This window comes from Streptomyces sp. iso_384, assembly GCF_056172905.1.
On record NZ_JBWBTT010000001.1, the window covers coordinates 1939472 to 1955532 of the forward strand.

The 16061-nt window shown below is 69.6% G+C and carries 13 protein-coding genes; 11 read left to right on the forward strand and 2 right to left on the reverse strand.

Annotated features, from left to right (window positions below; all coding sequences use genetic code 11):
• Window positions 1-210: 210 nt before the first annotated feature.
• Together AC0VY3_RS08400 and AC0VY3_RS08405 are read left to right on the forward strand one after the other, a co-directional pair.
• Complete coding sequence (locus tag AC0VY3_RS08400) at window positions 211-1707, forward strand: MFS transporter (protein ID WP_374935529.1); 1497 nt, start codon at window positions 211-213, stop codon at window positions 1705-1707.
• Window positions 1708-1947: 240 nt separating this feature from the next.
• On the forward strand, window positions 1948-2376 hold the full coding sequence (locus AC0VY3_RS08405; protein WP_103511686.1) for a peptidase inhibitor family I36 protein: 429 nt from the start codon (window positions 1948-1950) through the stop codon (window positions 2374-2376).
• A gap of 93 nt (window positions 2377-2469) precedes the next feature.
• On the opposite strand, the gene aceE is transcribed toward AC0VY3_RS08405, so the two are convergent.
• Window positions 2470-5202: a pyruvate dehydrogenase (acetyl-transferring), homodimeric type gene (aceE, locus tag AC0VY3_RS08410; RefSeq protein ID WP_103511685.1), complete on the reverse strand. Its 2733-nt coding sequence runs from the start codon at window positions 5200-5202 to the stop codon at window positions 2470-2472.
• A gap of 506 nt (window positions 5203-5708) precedes the next feature.
• Here aceE and AC0VY3_RS08415 point away from each other — a divergent pair.
• From AC0VY3_RS08415 to AC0VY3_RS08440, 6 genes are all read left to right on the forward strand, one after another.
• Window positions 5709-6146 carry a DUF3052 domain-containing protein gene (locus tag AC0VY3_RS08415; RefSeq protein WP_030078202.1) on the forward strand — a complete coding sequence of 146 codons (438 nt, stop codon included), beginning with the start codon at window positions 5709-5711 and terminating at the stop codon, window positions 6144-6146.
• Window positions 6147-6296: 150 nt separating this feature from the next.
• Window positions 6297-6755 carry a peroxiredoxin gene (locus AC0VY3_RS08420; RefSeq protein ID WP_475549322.1) on the forward strand — a complete coding sequence of 153 codons (459 nt, stop codon included), beginning with the start codon at window positions 6297-6299 and terminating at the stop codon, window positions 6753-6755.
• 138 nt (window positions 6756-6893) lie between these two features.
• Complete coding sequence (locus tag AC0VY3_RS08425; protein ID WP_030622260.1) at window positions 6894-7469, forward strand: TerD family protein; 576 nt, start codon at window positions 6894-6896, stop codon at window positions 7467-7469.
• Between the two features lie 127 nt (window positions 7470-7596).
• Window positions 7597-8172, forward strand: a complete 576-nt coding sequence (locus AC0VY3_RS08430) for a TerD family protein (protein ID WP_103511683.1) — start codon at window positions 7597-7599, stop codon at window positions 8170-8172.
• 68 nt (window positions 8173-8240) lie between these two features.
• Window positions 8241-9392: a DUF475 domain-containing protein gene (locus AC0VY3_RS08435; protein ID WP_103511682.1), complete on the forward strand. Its 1152-nt coding sequence runs from the start codon at window positions 8241-8243 to the stop codon at window positions 9390-9392.
• Window positions 9393-9521: 129 nt separating this feature from the next.
• Complete coding sequence (locus AC0VY3_RS08440; protein ID WP_103511681.1) at window positions 9522-10256, forward strand: TerD family protein; 735 nt, start codon at window positions 9522-9524, stop codon at window positions 10254-10256.
• Between the two features lie 31 nt (window positions 10257-10287).
• Here the strand turns inward: AC0VY3_RS08440 and AC0VY3_RS08445 are convergent, their stop codons facing one another.
• Window positions 10288-11196: a TerD family protein gene (locus tag AC0VY3_RS08445; RefSeq protein WP_103511680.1), complete on the reverse strand. Its 909-nt coding sequence runs from the start codon at window positions 11194-11196 to the stop codon at window positions 10288-10290.
• A 212-nt stretch (window positions 11197-11408) separates the two neighbouring features.
• Between AC0VY3_RS08445 and AC0VY3_RS08450 the strand changes: the two genes are divergently transcribed.
• From AC0VY3_RS08450 to AC0VY3_RS08460, 3 genes are read left to right on the forward strand one after another with little or no spacing between them, the layout of a single operon-like run.
• Entirely contained in the window at window positions 11409-12635 is a 1227-nt protein-coding gene (locus AC0VY3_RS08450; protein ID WP_475549323.1) for an HpcH/HpaI aldolase/citrate lyase family protein, read from the forward strand.
• A 10-nt stretch (window positions 12636-12645) separates the two neighbouring features.
• Window positions 12646-15198, forward strand: a complete 2553-nt coding sequence (locus AC0VY3_RS08455; RefSeq protein ID WP_475549324.1) for a phosphoribosyltransferase — start codon at window positions 12646-12648, stop codon at window positions 15196-15198.
• A complete protein-coding gene (locus tag AC0VY3_RS08460; protein WP_103511678.1) occupies window positions 15195-16028 on the forward strand; it encodes an HAD family hydrolase in 834 nt (277 codons plus the stop codon). The genes AC0VY3_RS08455 and AC0VY3_RS08460 overlap by 4 nt, the downstream gene beginning before the upstream one ends.
• Window positions 16029-16061 lie beyond the last annotated feature (33 nt).

Genomic DNA, 16061 nt, shown 5'->3' on the forward strand with positions numbered 1-16061 from the left:
ACCTGTGCGCTACGTGTGAGCCACGTGACAGTTACTGACTTGTGAATTGGTTTGTCAACTGTCAGCGGCTGTCACTAGTCTCCCCGTATGACTAGTCAGACCACCGTCGAGAAGGCGCCGCGGGAGCCCGAAGACAACGCAGTACCCGCCCCGGTCAAGGGGCTTCGCGGCCACCCCTGGCTGACCCTCTTCGCCGTCGCCATCGGCGTGATGATGGTCGCCCTCGACGGCACCATCGTCGCCATCGCGAACCCCGCGATCCAGAAGGACCTCGGCGCCTCGCTCGCCGACGTCCAGTGGATCACCAACGGCTATCTGCTCGCCCTCGCCGTCGCCCTGATCACCGCGGGCAAGCTGGGCGACCGCTTCGGCCACCGTCAGACCTTCCTCATCGGCATCGCGGGCTTCGCCCTCGCCTCCGGTGCGATCGGTCTCTCCAGCGAGATCTCGCTGGTCATCCTCTTCCGCGTGCTCCAGGGCCTCTTCGGCGCCCTGCTGATGCCGGCCGCACTCGGTCTGCTGCGCGCCACCTTCCCCGCCGAGAAGCTGAACATGGCGATCGGCATCTGGGGCATGGTCATCGGGGCGTCCACCGCGGGCGGTCCGATCGTCGGCGGTCTGCTCGTCGAGCACGTCAGCTGGCAGTCGGTCTTCTTCATCAACGTGCCCGTCGGCATCGCCGCGCTCGCCTTCGGCCTGGTGATCCTCAAGGACCACCGCGCCGCCAACGCGCCGCGCTCCTTCGACCTCCTCGGCATCGGGCTGCTCTCGGGCGCGATGTTCGCCCTCATCTGGGGCATCATCAAGGCCGGTGAGTCCTGGGGCTGGGGCGACGGCCGGACCTGGGCGTGGCTGGGCCTCGCGGTTCTGCTCTTCCTGGCCTTCGGCCTCTGGGAGACCCGGGTCAAGGAGCCGCTCGTTCCGCTGGGGATGTTCCGTTCCGTGCCGTTGACGGCCGGTGTCGTCCTCATGATGCTGATGGCCTTCGCCTTCATGGGCGGCCTCTTCTTCGTGACCTTCTTCCTCCAGGGCGTCCACGGCCTCAGCCCGGTCGACAGCGGTCTGCATCTGCTGCCGCTCACCGCGATGATGATCGTCTCCTCGCCGGTCGCCGGCCTGCTGATCACCAAGTTCGGCCCGCGCGTCCCGCTGGTCGGCGGCATGGTCTGCACGGCCACCGCGATGTTCGGCATGACCACGCTCAGCGAGTCCACCGGCACCTTCGCCATGTCCCTCTGGTTCGCCCTGCTCGGCTGCGGGCTCGCCCCGGTCATGGTCGGCGCCACCGAGGTCATCGTCGGCAACGCCCCCATGGAGCTGTCCGGCGTGGCCGGCGGTCTCCAGCAGGCCGCCATGCAGGTCGGCGGCGCGCTCGGCACCGCCGTCCTCGGCGCGGTCATGTCCTCCAAGGTCAGCGCGGAGTTCGCGGACAACTGGGCGGGCGCGGGCCTGCCCGGCGACCCCGACCCGAAGCTGGAGCAGGCCGCCGAGTTCGGCATGGTCCCGACCGAGGCGCTCGCCAAGGCTCCCGGCATGACGCCGGACATCGTCGACCGCATCGGCGGGGTCATCCACGACACCTTCATGTCGGGCATGGGCCTGGCCTTCACGGTCGCCGGCGTCGTCGCGGTGATCGCCGCCTTCGTCGCCACGCTCACCAAGCGCGGCGCGAACGCCGAGGCGGGTGCCGGAGTCGGCCACATCTGACGCCCGGAGCGACACGGACTGTCGACGGCACCGGTCGTCGACGGCACCGGTCGTCAATGGCACCGGTCGTCAATGGCGCGGATCGTCAACACAGCGCAGGTCACAGCCCCGCCGAATCCTTTCGGCGGGGCTGTCGCCTATCAGGGTGGCAACCCCCGGCCCGTCTTCCGCACACCGCGCATGGTGACGCAGAGTGATCGGCGAAGCACGTCACCGACCGACCACGGGGGTTGATCCACCATGCGTACGACCACGACACGAATGACGGTTACGCGTACGACCGTTCTCGCGGCAGTTCTGGCTGTCACCGCACTCGTTCCCCAGGCCCTGGCCCACGACCGGGCCGCGGCGGCTCCGGAGCGCTCCCCGGGGGCCTCGGGCGTCACGCTCGGGACCTGTGAGGCGGGCCGGCTCTGCCTCTGGAAGAAGCCCGACTTCACCGGCGCCCGCCACACCTTCGAGCTCTCCGACACCGACATCGAGAGCTGCGTACCGCTGCCGAAGGGCGGCGACGCCCAGTCGCTCGCCAACCGCACCGGGCGGCCCGTCACCACCTACCAGTCCGCCGAGTGCGCGGAGACGGGCGAGTTCGAGACGTACCCCGGCGGCGGCACCTGGACGCCCCGGTCCCCGTACCAGGTGCGCGCCTTCAAGATCTGGGAGAACTGAGCCCGGACACGCCGAGGGGCGGGAGCTGCCCGGACACGCCGGAGGGGCGGCGACGCTTCCGCGCCACCGCCCCTCCGGGTCGAAACTTCCTGCCTACGCGTCGCCGCCCGCCGCGCCCGGATCGGCCGCGGCCACGTCCAGGAGCTCGTAGCGGTCGACCGCCGTCTTCAGGGCCGACCGGTCGATCCTGCCCTCCTTGGCCAGCTCGGTGAGGACCGCCAGCACGATCGACTGCGCGTCGATGTGGAAGAACCGGCGGGCCGCACCCCGGGTGTCCGCGAAGCCGAAGCCGTCCGCGCCCAGCGACTGGTACGCGCCCGGCACCCAGCGCGCGATCTGGTCCGGCACCGAACGCATCCAGTCCGAGACCGCAACGAACGGGCCCTGGGCCCCGTCCAGCTTCCTGGTCACGTACGGGACGCGCTGCTCCTCCTCCGGGTGCAGGAGGTTGTAGCGCTCCACATCCACCGCCTCGCGGCGCAGCTCGTTCCAGGAGGTCGCCGACCAGACGTCCGCCTTGACGTTCCACTCGTCCGCGAGGATCTTCTGCGCCTCCAGGGCCCAGGGGACCGCCACGCCGGACGCCATGATCTGGGCCGGGATCTCGCCCTTCTCTCCGGTGGAGAAGCGGTGGATGCCCTTGAGGATGCCCTCGACGTCCACGTTCTCCGGCTCGGCCGGGTGCTGGATCGGCTCGTTGTAGACGGTGAGGTAGTAGAAGACGTCCTCGTTCGCCTCGCCGTACATCCGGCGCAGCCCGTCCTTCATGATGTGCGCGATCTCGAACCCGTACGCCGGGTCGTAGGCGACACAGCCCGGGTTCGTCGAGGCCAGCAGCTGCGAGTGGCCGTCCGCGTGCTGGAGGCCCTCACCGGTCAGCGTGGTGCGACCGGCCGTGGCGCCCAGCACGAAGCCGCGCGCGAGCTGGTCGGCCATCTGCCAGAACTGGTCGCCGGTGCGCTGGAACCCGAACATCGAGTAGAAGACGTACACCGGGATCAGCGGTTCGCCGTGCGTGGCGTACGCCGAACCGGCCGCGATCAGCGAGGCCGTGCAGCCCGCCTCGGAGATGCCGTCGTGCAGCATCTGCCCGGTCGGCGACTCCTTGTACGCGAGCAGCAGATCGCGGTCGACCGCCTCGTACTGCTGGCCCAGCGGGTTGTAGATCTTCGCACTCGGGAAGAACGCGTCCATGCCGAAGGTGCGGTACTCATCGGGCGCGATCAGTACGAAACGCTTGCCGATCTCCTTGTCCCGCATGAGGTCCTTCAGGATGCGGACGAACGCCATGGTGGTGGCGATCGACTGTGAACCCGAACCCTTCTTCGCAGCCGCGTACGTCTTGTCCTCGGGCTGCGGCAGCGGCTTCGCGCGCACCACCCGGGTCGGGACGTAACCGCCCAGACCCTGGCGGCGGTCGTGCATGTACTGGATCTCCTCCGAGTCGCGGCCCGGGTGGTAGTAGGGCGGGTAGCCCTCGTCCAGCTGCTTGTCCGTGATCGGGATGTGCAGGCGGTCCCGGAAGCGCTTGAGGTCCTCGACCGTGAGCTTCTTCATCTGGTGGGTCGCGTTGCGGCCCTCGAAGTTCGGCCCCAGCGTCCAGCCCTTGACCGTCTGCGCCAGGATCACCGTCGGCTGGCCCTTGTGCGCCTTGGCCGCCGCATAGGCCGCGTAGACCTTGCGGTGGTCGTGACCGCCGCGGCCCAGGTGCAGGATCTGCTGGTCGGTCATGTCCTTGACCATGTCCCGCAGCCGCGGGTCGTCGCCGAAGAAGTGCTCGCGGATGTACGCGCCGGTCTCCGTGGCGTACGTCTGGAACTGGCCGTCCGGTGTGGTGTTCAGCTTGTTGACCAGGATGCCCGTGCGGTCCTGCGCCAGCAGCGGGTCCCAGGAGCGGTCCCAGACCAGCTTGATGACGTTCCAGCCGGCACCCCGGAACTGCGACTCCAGCTCCTGGATGATCTTGCCGTTGCCGCGCACCGGGCCATCCAGCCGCTGCAGGTTGCAGTTGACCACGAAGGTCAGGTTGTCCAGGCCCTCACGGGCCGCGATGGACAGCTGGCCCAGCGACTCCGGCTCGTCCATCTCGCCGTCGCCCAGATAGGCCCAGACGTGCGACTTGGAGGTGTCGGCGATCCCGCGCGCCTCCATGTAGCGGTTCATCCGCGCCTGGTAGATCGCGCCGAGCGGACCGAGGCCCATCGAGACGGTCGGAAACTCCCAGAAGTCCGGCATGAGCCGCGGGTGAGGATAGCTGGAAAGGCCGTTCGGCGCCTTCGACTTCTCCTGGCGGAACGCGTCCAGCTGCGCCTCGCTCAGCCGGTCCAGCAGGAACGCGCGGGCGTAGATCCCCGGGGACGCGTGCCCCTGGAAGAAGATCTGGTCACCGCCGTCGCCCTGGTCCTTGCCCCGGAAGAAGTGGTTGAAGCCCACGTCGTACAGCGAGGCGGAGGACGCGAACGTGGCGATGTGGCCGCCGACGCCGATCCCGGGACGCTGCGCCCGCGAGACCATCACGGCGGCGTTCCAGCGGGTCGCGTTGAGGACCTTGCGTTCGATCTCCTCGTCGCCCGGGAAGAACGGCTCGTCCTTCGTGGCGATCGTGTTCACGTAGTCCGTGCTGCGCATCTCCGGCACGGCGACGCGCTTCTCCCGCGCGCGCTCGATGAGCCGGAGCATCAGATAGCGGGCCCGCTCACGGCCGCGCTCGTCGACGGCGGCGTCGAGGGAGTCGAGCCATTCCCGGGTCTCTTCAGGATCGAAATCCGGGACCTGGCTCGGAAGGCCGCCAATGATGATCGGGTTGCGATCGGATCCGGAAGCCACACTGTTCCTTCGCTGTTCGGTGGTGCTCTACGGGGCCTGTTCACGGGGAACGGACCCCCGTACGACTCTGCCAACTCTGTGTGCGCCGTCTCCATCGTGCTACCGCGAGGGCCCGAACGTCATCTCTACCGTGGGGTAACCCCGAGGTTCCGAAAACTCGTCGGCGGGGCACGAGTATGGGCAGTACGCGGCTGGGTACGGGCAAACCGCAACCTTACGCCCAAGGCGTCCAAGCGTTCCCAAAGGCTGTTCGACTCCGATTGGCGGATCGAAACCGCATAAGCTGAGGAAGGACGTAAACGGATGGAGCGACGCGGGGGAGACCCCGGGAAGCCGCCGTGGAGACATGCCGGAACTTGCGGCGACGTGGCAGGGAACGTCACCGTATAGGCGGTCTCGCACGCTGGGTACTTGCGCGATTCGCCGAGCCCGTGTGGACTACGGCCAACGCCCCGCGCACGCGCGTGGCTGCAGCATTTTCCGAAGACATGATCAGGAGGCAACCCGTGAGCGCGACCGCGGACCACGCGGAGGAGCGGACCAACCCGGCAGCACGCCTGGGGTTCGAGCCCGGACAGGTGGTCCAGGAGATCGGCTACGACGACGACGTCGAGCTGGAGCTCCGTGAGGGCATTGAGGCCACTACCGGCCAGGAACTCGTCGACGAGGAGTACGACGACGTCGCCGACGTCGTCCTGCTCTGGTTCCGCGACGAGGACGGCGACCTTACGGACGCGCTGGTGGATGCCATTGGTCTGATCGAGGACGGCGGGATGGTCTGGCTGATGACGCCGAAGACCGGCCGTGACGGATACGTCGAACCGAGCGACATCAATGAGGCCGCCCAGACGGCCGGGCTCGCCCAGACCAAGAGCATCAGCGCGGGCAAGGACTGGACGGGCAGCCGTCTGGCCACCCCCAAGGGGGCCAAGGGCAAGCGCTGAACCACTCCTCCGCACCACCCGAGGCCCTCGCGGGCGCACACCGTGCCCGTGAGGGCCTTCGTACGCCCGCGACCGGCCTGCGTAGGGTGGGTGTCACCCGGACGGACCCGGCCCGGGACGCGGAGAAGCGGCGATAAGGATGCGTGTTCCATGACGATCGAGGTCGGCAGTCAGGCCCCGGACTTCCAGCTCAAGGACAACCACGGCCGGACCGTGCGGCTGTCGGAGTTCCGCGGTGAGAAGAACGTGGTGCTGGTGTTCTACCCGTTCGCCTTCACCGGTGTCTGCACCGGCGAGCTGTGCGCGCTCCGCGACGAGCTGCCCCGCTTCGAGAACGAGGGCGCTCAGCTCCTCGCCGTCTCCAACGACTCCATCCACACCCTGCGCGTCTTCGCCGAGCAGGAGGGCCTGGAGTACCCGCTGCTGTCCGACTTCTGGCCGCACGGGGAGACCTCGCGGGCGTACGGCGTCTTCGACGAGGACAAGGGCTGCGCGGTGCGCGGCAGCTTCGTCATCGACAAGACGGGTGTGATCCGCTGGAGCGTCGTGAACGGCCTCCCGGACGCCCGGGACCTGAACGACTACGTCAAGGCGCTCGAAGCGCTCTGAGACGATCTCCTGGCGACGCCCGGTCAAAAGCCTGTTTTGGCCGGGAACCGGTCACTAGGATCCAATCGTTGATCCGATGCCAACGAACGACGGGGACGCTGGTGTCTGCCGGCCCCTGAGAAAACTACTGGAGGACTCGTGGGAGTCAGCCTCAGCAAGGGCGGCAACGTCTCGCTGACCAAGGCCGCGCCCAACCTGACCGCGGTCATCGTCGGTCTGGGCTGGGACGCCCGCACCACCACCGGCGGTGACTTCGACCTCGACGCCAGCGCGCTGCTGACGAACACCGAGGGCAAGGTCGCCACCGACGGCAATTTCGTCTTCTTCAACAACCTGAAGAGCCCCGACGGCTCCGTCGAGCACACCGGTGACAACACCACCGGTGAGGGCGAGGGCGACGACGAGGTCATCAAGGTGAACCTGGCCGGTGTGCCGGCCGACGTCGACAAGATCGTCTTCCCGGTCTCGATCTACGAGGCCGAGACCCGCCAGCAGAGCTTCGGCCAGGTCCGCAACGCGTACATCCGCGTGGTCAACCAGGCCGACAACACCGAGCTGGCCCGCTACGACCTCAGCGAGGACGCCTCGACCGAGACTGCCATGGTCTTCGGCGAGCTGTACCGCAACGGCGCCGAGTGGAAGTTCCGTGCCATCGGCCAGGGGTACGCCTCCGGCCTGCGCGGCATCGCCCAGGACTTCGGCGTCAACGTCTGACGTTCTGGCCCCAGGGGGTGTCCGGCCCGGAACCGGGCCGGACACCCCCTGACCGGGCGCTTTCGACGCCCGACCTCGGGCGTCGAAAGCGCCCGGCAGCGTTTTACACGACTCGGGGAGGACACACATGGGCGTCACGCTGGCCAAGGGAGGCAATGTCTCCCTCTCCAAGGTCGCACCCAACCTCACACAGGTGCTGGTCGGGCTCGGCTGGGACGCACGCTCCACCACGGGAGCCGATTTCGACCTCGACGCCAGCGCACTGCTGTGCCAGTCGGGCCGGGTGCTCGGTGACGAGTGGTTCGTCTTCTACAACAACCTCACGAGCCCGGACGGCTCCGTCGAGCACACCGGCGACAACCTCACGGGGGAGGGCGAGGGCGACGACGAGTCCGTCATCGTCCGTCTCGACCAGGTTCCCGCCCACTGCGACAAGATCGTCTTTCCGGTCTCGATCCATGACGCGGACAACCGGGGCCAGGCGTTCGGCCAGGTCAGCAATGCCTTCATTCGCGTGGTCAATCAGGCCGACGGTCAGGAACTGGCCCGCTACGACCTCAGCGAGGACGCCTCGACGGAGACCGCGATGATCTTCGGAGAGCTCTACCGGTACAACGGCGAGTGGAAATTCCGTGCAGTCGGGCAGGGGTACGCGTCGGGCCTGCGCGGCATCGCTCTAGACTTCGGCGTCAACGTTTCATAACGCCGCGCACGGCGCGGGGGGCCCCGACACCGGGGGAGACCCTTTTACATAACACGATGGGGTAGCCAGTGGTTCTGAAAACCTTCGGCTGGTCGTTCGCGGTCACCGCGCTCGGCCTGGTCGCAGCGATCCTCTACGGGGGGTGGCAGGCTTTCGGCATCGTCGCGATCCTGTCCGTCCTGGAGATCTCGCTGTCCTTCGACAACGCGGTGATCAACGCCGGAATCCTGAAGAAGATGAATGCCTTCTGGCAGAAGATCTTCCTCACCATCGGCATCCTCATCGCCGTCTTCGGTATGCGACTGGTGTTCCCCGTCGTGATCGTGGCCGTGAGCGCCCAGCTCGGACCGATCGAGGCCATCGACCTGTCCTTCAACGACCCGGACAAGTACAAGGAACTGGTCACGGACGCCCATCCGTCGATCGCCGCCTTCGGTGGCATGTTCCTGCTGATGATCTTCCTCGACTTCATCTTCGACGAGGACCGTGACATCCAGTGGCTGCGCTGGATCGAGCGTCCGCTCGCCAAACTCGGCAAGGTCGACATGCTGTCGGTCTGCGTCGCGCTGATCATCCTGCTGATCACCGCCATGACCTTCGCGACCAACGCCCACCAGCACGGTGGCGGTCACGCCGACAAGGCGTCGACGGTCATGCTCTCCGGCATCGCCGGTCTGATCACCTACCTGATCGTCGGTGGGCTCTCCGGCTTCTTCGAGAACAAGCTCGAAGAGGAGGAGGAGCGCGAGCACGAGGCCGAGGAAGAGGCCAAGAAGAAGGGCAAGCCCGTCACCGGGGTCGCCCTCGCCGGAAAGGCCGCGTTCTTCCTCTTCCTCTACCTGGAAGTCCTGGACGCCTCGTTCTCCTTCGACGGCGTCATCGGCGCCTTCGCGATCACCAACGAGATCGTGCTGATGGCCCTCGGCCTCGGCATCGGCGCCATGTACGTCCGTTCGCTCACCGTCTACCTGGTGCGCGAGGGCACGCTCGACGACTACGTCTACCTGGAGCACGGGGCGCACTACGCGATCGGCGCGCTCTCCGTCATCCTGCTGATCACCATCCAGTACGAGATCAACGAGCTGATCACCGGCTCGGTCGGTGTCATCCTGATCGCCCTCTCCTTCTGGTCCTCGGTCAAGCGCAACCGCGCGCTCGCCGCGGAATCCGGCGGGGGCGGCGGATCGGACACCAAGGCAGAAGTGTCCTCCGGGGTGTGACCCGGTAAGGATTGAGGAACGCTCTCTGCGGGGCGGCCCACACGGCGACGGCTCTCCGGAACTCCCGGACCCGGCCCGGCGGCCGCCCCGCAGTGATGTCCGGGCGGCGCGGAACAGGTGGGGGTTGGTATGGGATTCTTCGACGGCCTGTGGCCGGGGCGCGCGGCGCAGTTCGACTCGGGCAACTCGACGTCGAGCGCCATCCTGCTGTCCAAGCGGAACGCCACGATCTCGCTCAGCAAGCAGGGGGCCCTGTCGGGCAACCTCCGGGTCAATCTGTCCTGGCGGATGCGGACCTCGGACATCGAGGGCCGCTCACGCCAGAGCGGCCGGCTGCGGCGCCCCCTCCAGCTCTTCAAGCCCGAGGTGGTCCAGGCGCACACCCAGGGCGTCGTCAACGTCGACCTGGACCTCGGCTGCATGTACGAGCTGACGGACGGCACCAAGGGCGTCGTGCAGCCCCTGGGCAGCCTCATCGGCGACCTCAACGGCCCGCCCTACGTCCGGCTCAGCGGCGACGACCGGTTCGGCGCTCCCTCGGGCGAGACGGTCTACGTCAACCTCGATCAGCGCGACAAGATCAAGCGGCTGTTGTTCTTCGTCTACATCTACGACCGGACGCCCGCCTTCGACCGCACCCACGCCAAGATCACGCTCTACCCGGGCAACGGCCCGCGCATCGAGATCGAGCTGGACGAACGCGCGCCGCAGGCCCGCTCCTGCGCGGTGTTCACCGTGGAGAACGTCAAGGACGAGCTGATCGTGCGCCGCGAGGTGAAGTTCGTGTACGGCTTCCAGTCGGAGCTGGACCGGCTGTACGGCTACGGCATGCAGTGGGGGCGCGGCTACAAGACCCGGACCTGAGCCCGGGGGTGTGGCCGGCGGGCCGGGCGGATCAGGACCGGACGAACTGCGGACCTTGTGGAGGCAACACGAAATGGGGGTCGGGCGCGTGCGCGGCGGCTGCCGCGGGCTGCGGATAGCCGTACGCGGGCGGCGCGGCGGCCGGCTGCGGATAGCCGTACGCCGGCCGCTGGGGCGCGGCGGCGGCAGCGGGGTGCGCGACCGGCGGCGGATAGCCGTAGGAGGGCTGCTGGTGCTGGACCGTGGCCTGGGAGTCGGGCCCGGCGGTCACGGGGGCGGCAGCGGGCCCCGGCGGCACGGCCGGAGGCGGGGGCACGGCGGCCGGGAGCGGCCCCGCGGCTGCCGGGTCCTGGGCGTCGTTCGCCGGCTCCGCACCGTTCGCCGCCTCCGACTCGTCCACCGAGATACCGAAGGCGGTGGCCAGGCCGATCAGGCCGGTGGGATAGCCCTGGCCGACCGCGCGGAACTTCCACCCCTCGCCGCGGCGGTAGAGCTCACCGCAGATGATCGCCGTCTCTTCGCCGGTCTCCGGCCGGACATCGAACACCGCCAGCGGATCGCCATCGGCGAACGCGGCGTCGAACAGCAGTATCCGCAGGTCCGGCACCTGCTCGAAGGCGGCCCCGTCGGAGGAGGCCGCGATGACCACCTGGTCCACCGAGGCGTCGAGCGCCCCGAGGTCCGCCTCGATCGTGTCCGTCAGCCCTTCCGGGATGCTGCGCTTCGGCAGCCGCCGGACCAGGCCGGAGGGGTGCCGGGGCTGGTTGTAGAAGACGAAGTCCTCGTCGGACCGCACCCGGCCGGACGCACCGAGGAGCAGGGCGGAGGCGTCCACGTCGGGAACCCCGGCGCCCGGGGTCCAGCGCAGCACGGCCCGGACGGCCGCGGCATCGACAGGGACGTTCGAGCCCTTCAGCATCGTGTGCGTCATGACCGTCATCCTGCCTGCTGGGGGCCCGTGCGGACAACGCGGGGGGCGGCACGACCCTGCCCGGCGGCGGCGCGGGCAGGGCGTGACGATACCTCGCGAGGGGGTCGGACAAGGGGCGGGTAACCGGAAATTCATGTACATGGGGAACTGTTGACACTCGTCCGTACGTACTATTACCGGCCATACGTTGTTCGGCCGGTCAGGCAGTTCGGGGGAAAATCATGCATCACTTCGGGCACATATCGCCCACTGCCCGAGAGGGCCTGTTCTTCCGGGAGCCCTGCACCTTCACCGCGGACTCGCCGGCGCGGATGCTCTCCGTCGCCCTGGGGGCCACGCTCTACTCCCCGGCCACCCGCCCGTCGCTCGCCGACGACGTGCTGAAGCAGGCCGGACGCGGCGTGGTCTCCATGGTGCTGTGCCTGGAGGACTCGATCGACGACGCCGAGGTGACCGGCGCCGAAGCCAACCTGATCAGGCAGTTCACCGCGCTGGCCGCCCGCACCACGGCACCGGGGGCCACCCCGAAGGGCCCGGCCGGTGCCGGGAACACGCCGGACGCGGCGGGAGTCGACGTCCCGCTGCTCTTCATCCGCGTACGGGAACCGGCCCAGATCACCGACCTGGTGCGGCGCCTCGGCGACTCGGTCCGGATGTTGTCCGGTTTTGTACTTCCCAAATTCACCGAAGAACGGGGAAGGCAGTTCCTCGAAGCGCTCGCCGAGGCCGAAACGGCGTGCGGCCGGCGACTCTTCGCCATGCCGGTCCTCGAATCCCCGGAACTGCTCCATCTGGAGACGCGCGGCGAAATCCTCCAGGGCATCGCCCGCAGCGTCGACAAGTACCGGGACCGGGTGCTCGCCCTGCGCCTCGGCGTCACCGACTTCTGCTCGGCCTACGGACTGCGCCGCGCACCCGACATGACCGCGTACGACGTCCATATCGTCGCCTCCGTCATCGCCGACGTGGTCAATGTGCTCGGCCGTGCCGACGGCACCGGCTTCACGATCACCGGCCCGGTCTGGGAGTACTTCCGCCGCCAGGAGCGCATGTTCAAGCCCCAGCTGCGCCGCAGCCCCTTCCTGGAGGGCCGGGCCGAGGAACTGCGCACGGCCCTCATCGAGCACGACCTCGACGGACTGCTCCGGGAGATCGAGCTCGACCGCGCCAACGGACTGCTCGGCAAGACCTGCATCCACCCGTCGCACGTGGCGCCGGTCCACGCCCTGTCCGTGGTCAGCCACGAGGAGTACACCGACGCCCAGGACATCCTGAGCCCCGAGCGCGGGGGCGGCGGGGTGCTGCGCTCGGCGTACACGAACAAGATGAACGAAGTGAAGCCCCACCGGGCCTGGGCGGAGCGCACGCTCCAGCGCGCCGAGGTCTTCGGAGTGGCGAGGGAAGACGTCGGCTTCGTGGACCTGCTGGCCGCCGGCCTGACGAACTGAGCGCGCATCGATGAGCGAGCGCGCGACGAGAGAAGAGACCGTGAACGTGGTGTGGTCGGGCAACTGGGTGGCCGAGCGGCTCGGAGTCGCCCTCGAAGGCGACGGGGAGCTCCAGGAACTGCTGGGCCTCGCCCTGCGCCGCAACCCCAAGCGGGCGCATCTGCTGGTCTCCAACGTGCTGGGCAAGCATGTGCCGCAGCGGCCCTCGGTCGTGTACGGGGCGGGATACGGGCTCGGTGAGCGCGTACGGGAGCTCCTCGGCGAGCAGGAGGCCCGCCGCGCGGTGGTCCTCGGGTACGCGGAGACGGCCACCGGCCTCGGCCACGCCGTCGCGGACGGCCTGCGGGACGCCCCGTACCTGCACTCCACCCGGCGTCCGGTGGCGGGCGCCCGGCAGGCGGGCGGCTTCGAGGAGTCCCACTCGCACGCCACCTCGCACCTGCTGCTGCCGGAGGACGGTGAGCTGCTGGCGGGTGGCGGGCCCGGGGCGGACGCCTCCGCGCTGGTCCTGGTCGACGACGAGTTCTCCACCGGCAACACGGTCCTGAACACCATCCGCGCGCTGCACGCCCTGCACCCGCGCGAGCGGTACGTCATCGTCGCCCTGGTCGACATGCGCTCGGCCGGCGACCGGGACCGGCTGACCGCCTTCGCCACCGAGATACGCGCCCGCGTCGACCTGGTGACCCGCTCCACGGGCACGGTCACGCTGCCGGACGGCGTTCTGGAACGCGGCCAGGCGCTGGTCGCGGCACAGGAGGCGGAACAGGCGGAGCGAGTGAAGCAGGCCGAGCAGACGGAGCCGGCCCACGAGGCCGATGGCCATGCCGCCCCCATCACTCGCGTCGACCTCGACTGGCCCGCGGGCGTCCCCGACGGCGGCCGCCACGGCTTCACCCCCGCCCACCGGGCAGCCCTGGAAGCGGCGCTCCCGGCCATGGCGGACCGGATCGTGGCCGCGCTGGGCGGCGACGAAGCGGGCGGCCGGGTCCAGGGCCCCCGCCGGGTCCTCGTCCTCGGCTTCGAGGAGCTGATGTACGCGCCCCTGCGCCTGGGCACGGCCCTCGAAGCGGCCCTCGGGTCCGACGCCGAGATCCGCTGCTCCACCACCACCCGCTCGCCGGTGCTGGCCGTCGACGACCCGGGCTACGCGATACGCACCCGCCTCGTCTTCCCGGCCCACGACGACCCGGCGGACGGCCCCGGCGACCGGTACGCGTACAACGTGGCGGGCGCCGGCTTCGACGCCGTGGTCGCCGTCGTCGACTCCACCGCCGACACCCCCGAACTGCACGCCCCCGAAGGGCTGTTGGCCCGCCTGGCGGCCCATACCGGCCAGGTGCTCCTCGCGGTCGTCCCCTCGTACACCCCCACACCTGTCCCCCACTCGCAGGAGTCCGCCGTGCTGCCCGAGCCCCTCCGAGGCCCCGACTTCTCCAGTTACGCGCCGGAGGACGTCGGCTGGCTGCTCCAGGACCTCTCGGACACCGAGCTGGAAGCGCCCGCCGAGGAGCGCGAGGAGGCGATCCAGAGCGGCGGCGCGCACTACGCGGAGTCGCTTCCGGTGGAATACCAGCCGAGCGCCGAGTACCAGGCCCTGTTCACCGCCGCACTGGAGACCTCCGCCGCCCGCATCGCCCGCGCGGTGGGCACCGTCACCGAGACGGTCCTCGCCGAACGCGGCCCGCGCCCCGTGCTCGTCTCGCTCGCCCGCGCCGGAACCCCGGTCGGGGTGCTGATGCGCCGCTGGGCCCGGCACCGGCACGGCCTGGACCTGCCGCACTACGCCATCTCCATCGTCCGGGGCCGGGGCATCGACGCCACCGCCCTGCGCTGGCTGGCCGCCCATCACGACCCGGCCGACGTGGTGTTCGTCGACGGCTGGACCGGGAAGGGCGCGATCACTCGCGAACTGGCCTCGGCGATCAGTGAGTTCGAGACATCGGGCGGACCGGCCGGCTTCGACCCGGAGATCTCGGTGCTCGCCGACCCGGGCGGCTGCGTCCGGACGTACGGCACCCGCGAGGACTTCCTCATCCCCTCGGCCTGCCTCAACTCCACGGTCTCCGGCCTCATTTCCCGTACGGTGCTCCGCGCCGACCTGGTCGGCCCCGACGACTTCCACGGCGGAAAGTTCTACCGGGAACTGGCGGACTCCGACGTCTCGGGTCTCTTCCTCGACACGATCGCCGCCCGCTTCGACGAGGTGGCGGGCCAGGTCGAGGACGCGGCCAAGGAACTGCTCGCCGCCGACCGCGCCCCGACCTGGGAGGGCTGGGCGGCCGTCGAGCGGATCAGCGAGGAGTACGGCATCCACGACGTCAACCTGGTCAAGCCGGGCGTCGGCGAGACCACCCGGGTCCTGCTCCGCCGGGTCCCCTGGAAGATCCTCGCGAAGCGCGGCGCGGGCGCGGACCTGACCCACATCCGGCTGCTGGCCGAACAGCGCGGCGTCCCGGTCGAGGAGGTCGACGACCTCCCGTACAGCTGTGTCGGTCTGATCCACCCCCGGTTCACGCGCGGCGCGACGGGCGCGGACGGCAAGGCGGTGCAGGGCGCATGAACACCCCGACCGCTGTGAACGGCTCCACCACGCTGGTGGCGAGCGACCTCGACCGTACGCTGATCTACTCGGCGGCCTCGCTCGACCTGTCCATGCCGGACGCGGAGGCCCCCCGGCTCCTCTGCGTGGAGGTGTACGGCCACAAGCCGCTCTCCTACATGACGGAGAAGGCCGCCGCGCTTCTCACCGAGGTGGCGGCCGCCACGGTCTTCGTGCCGACCACCACCCGCACCCGTGAGCAGTACCACCGCATCCACCTGCCCGGCCCGGCACCCCGGTACGCGATCTGCGCCAACGGCGGCCACATCCTGGTCGACGGCGCCTCCGACCACGACTGGCGGCGGCGGGTCGAGACCCGGATCGCGGAGGAGTGCGCGCCCCTCACCGAGATCCGCGCCCACCTCGCCACCACCGCCGACCCGGCCTGGCTCCTCAAGGAACGGGTCGCCGAGGACCTCTTCGCCTACCTCGTCGTCGAACGCGCCCTGCTGCCCGAGGAATGGGTGAAGGAACTGGCCGCGTGGGCCCGACCGCGCGGCTGGACGGTCTCGCTCCAGGGCCGCAAGATCTACGTGGTCCCGGCGCCGCTCACCAAGAGCGCCGCGATGCACGAGGTGGCCCGCCGCACCGGCGCCACGCACACGCTCGCCGCCGGAGACTCCCTCCTCGACGCCGACCTGCTGCTCGCCGCCGACCTGGGCTGGCGCCCGGGCCACGGCGAACTGGCCGACGAGGGCTGGCGGGCCCCGCATGTCACGGCCCTGGAGGAGCGCGGCGGAGCGGCGGGGGAGGAGATCCTGCGGCGTTTCCTGGCGGCTTCCGCTGCGTGATTTCGGCTGCGCGACGGCGCGGGGTGGGGAAGG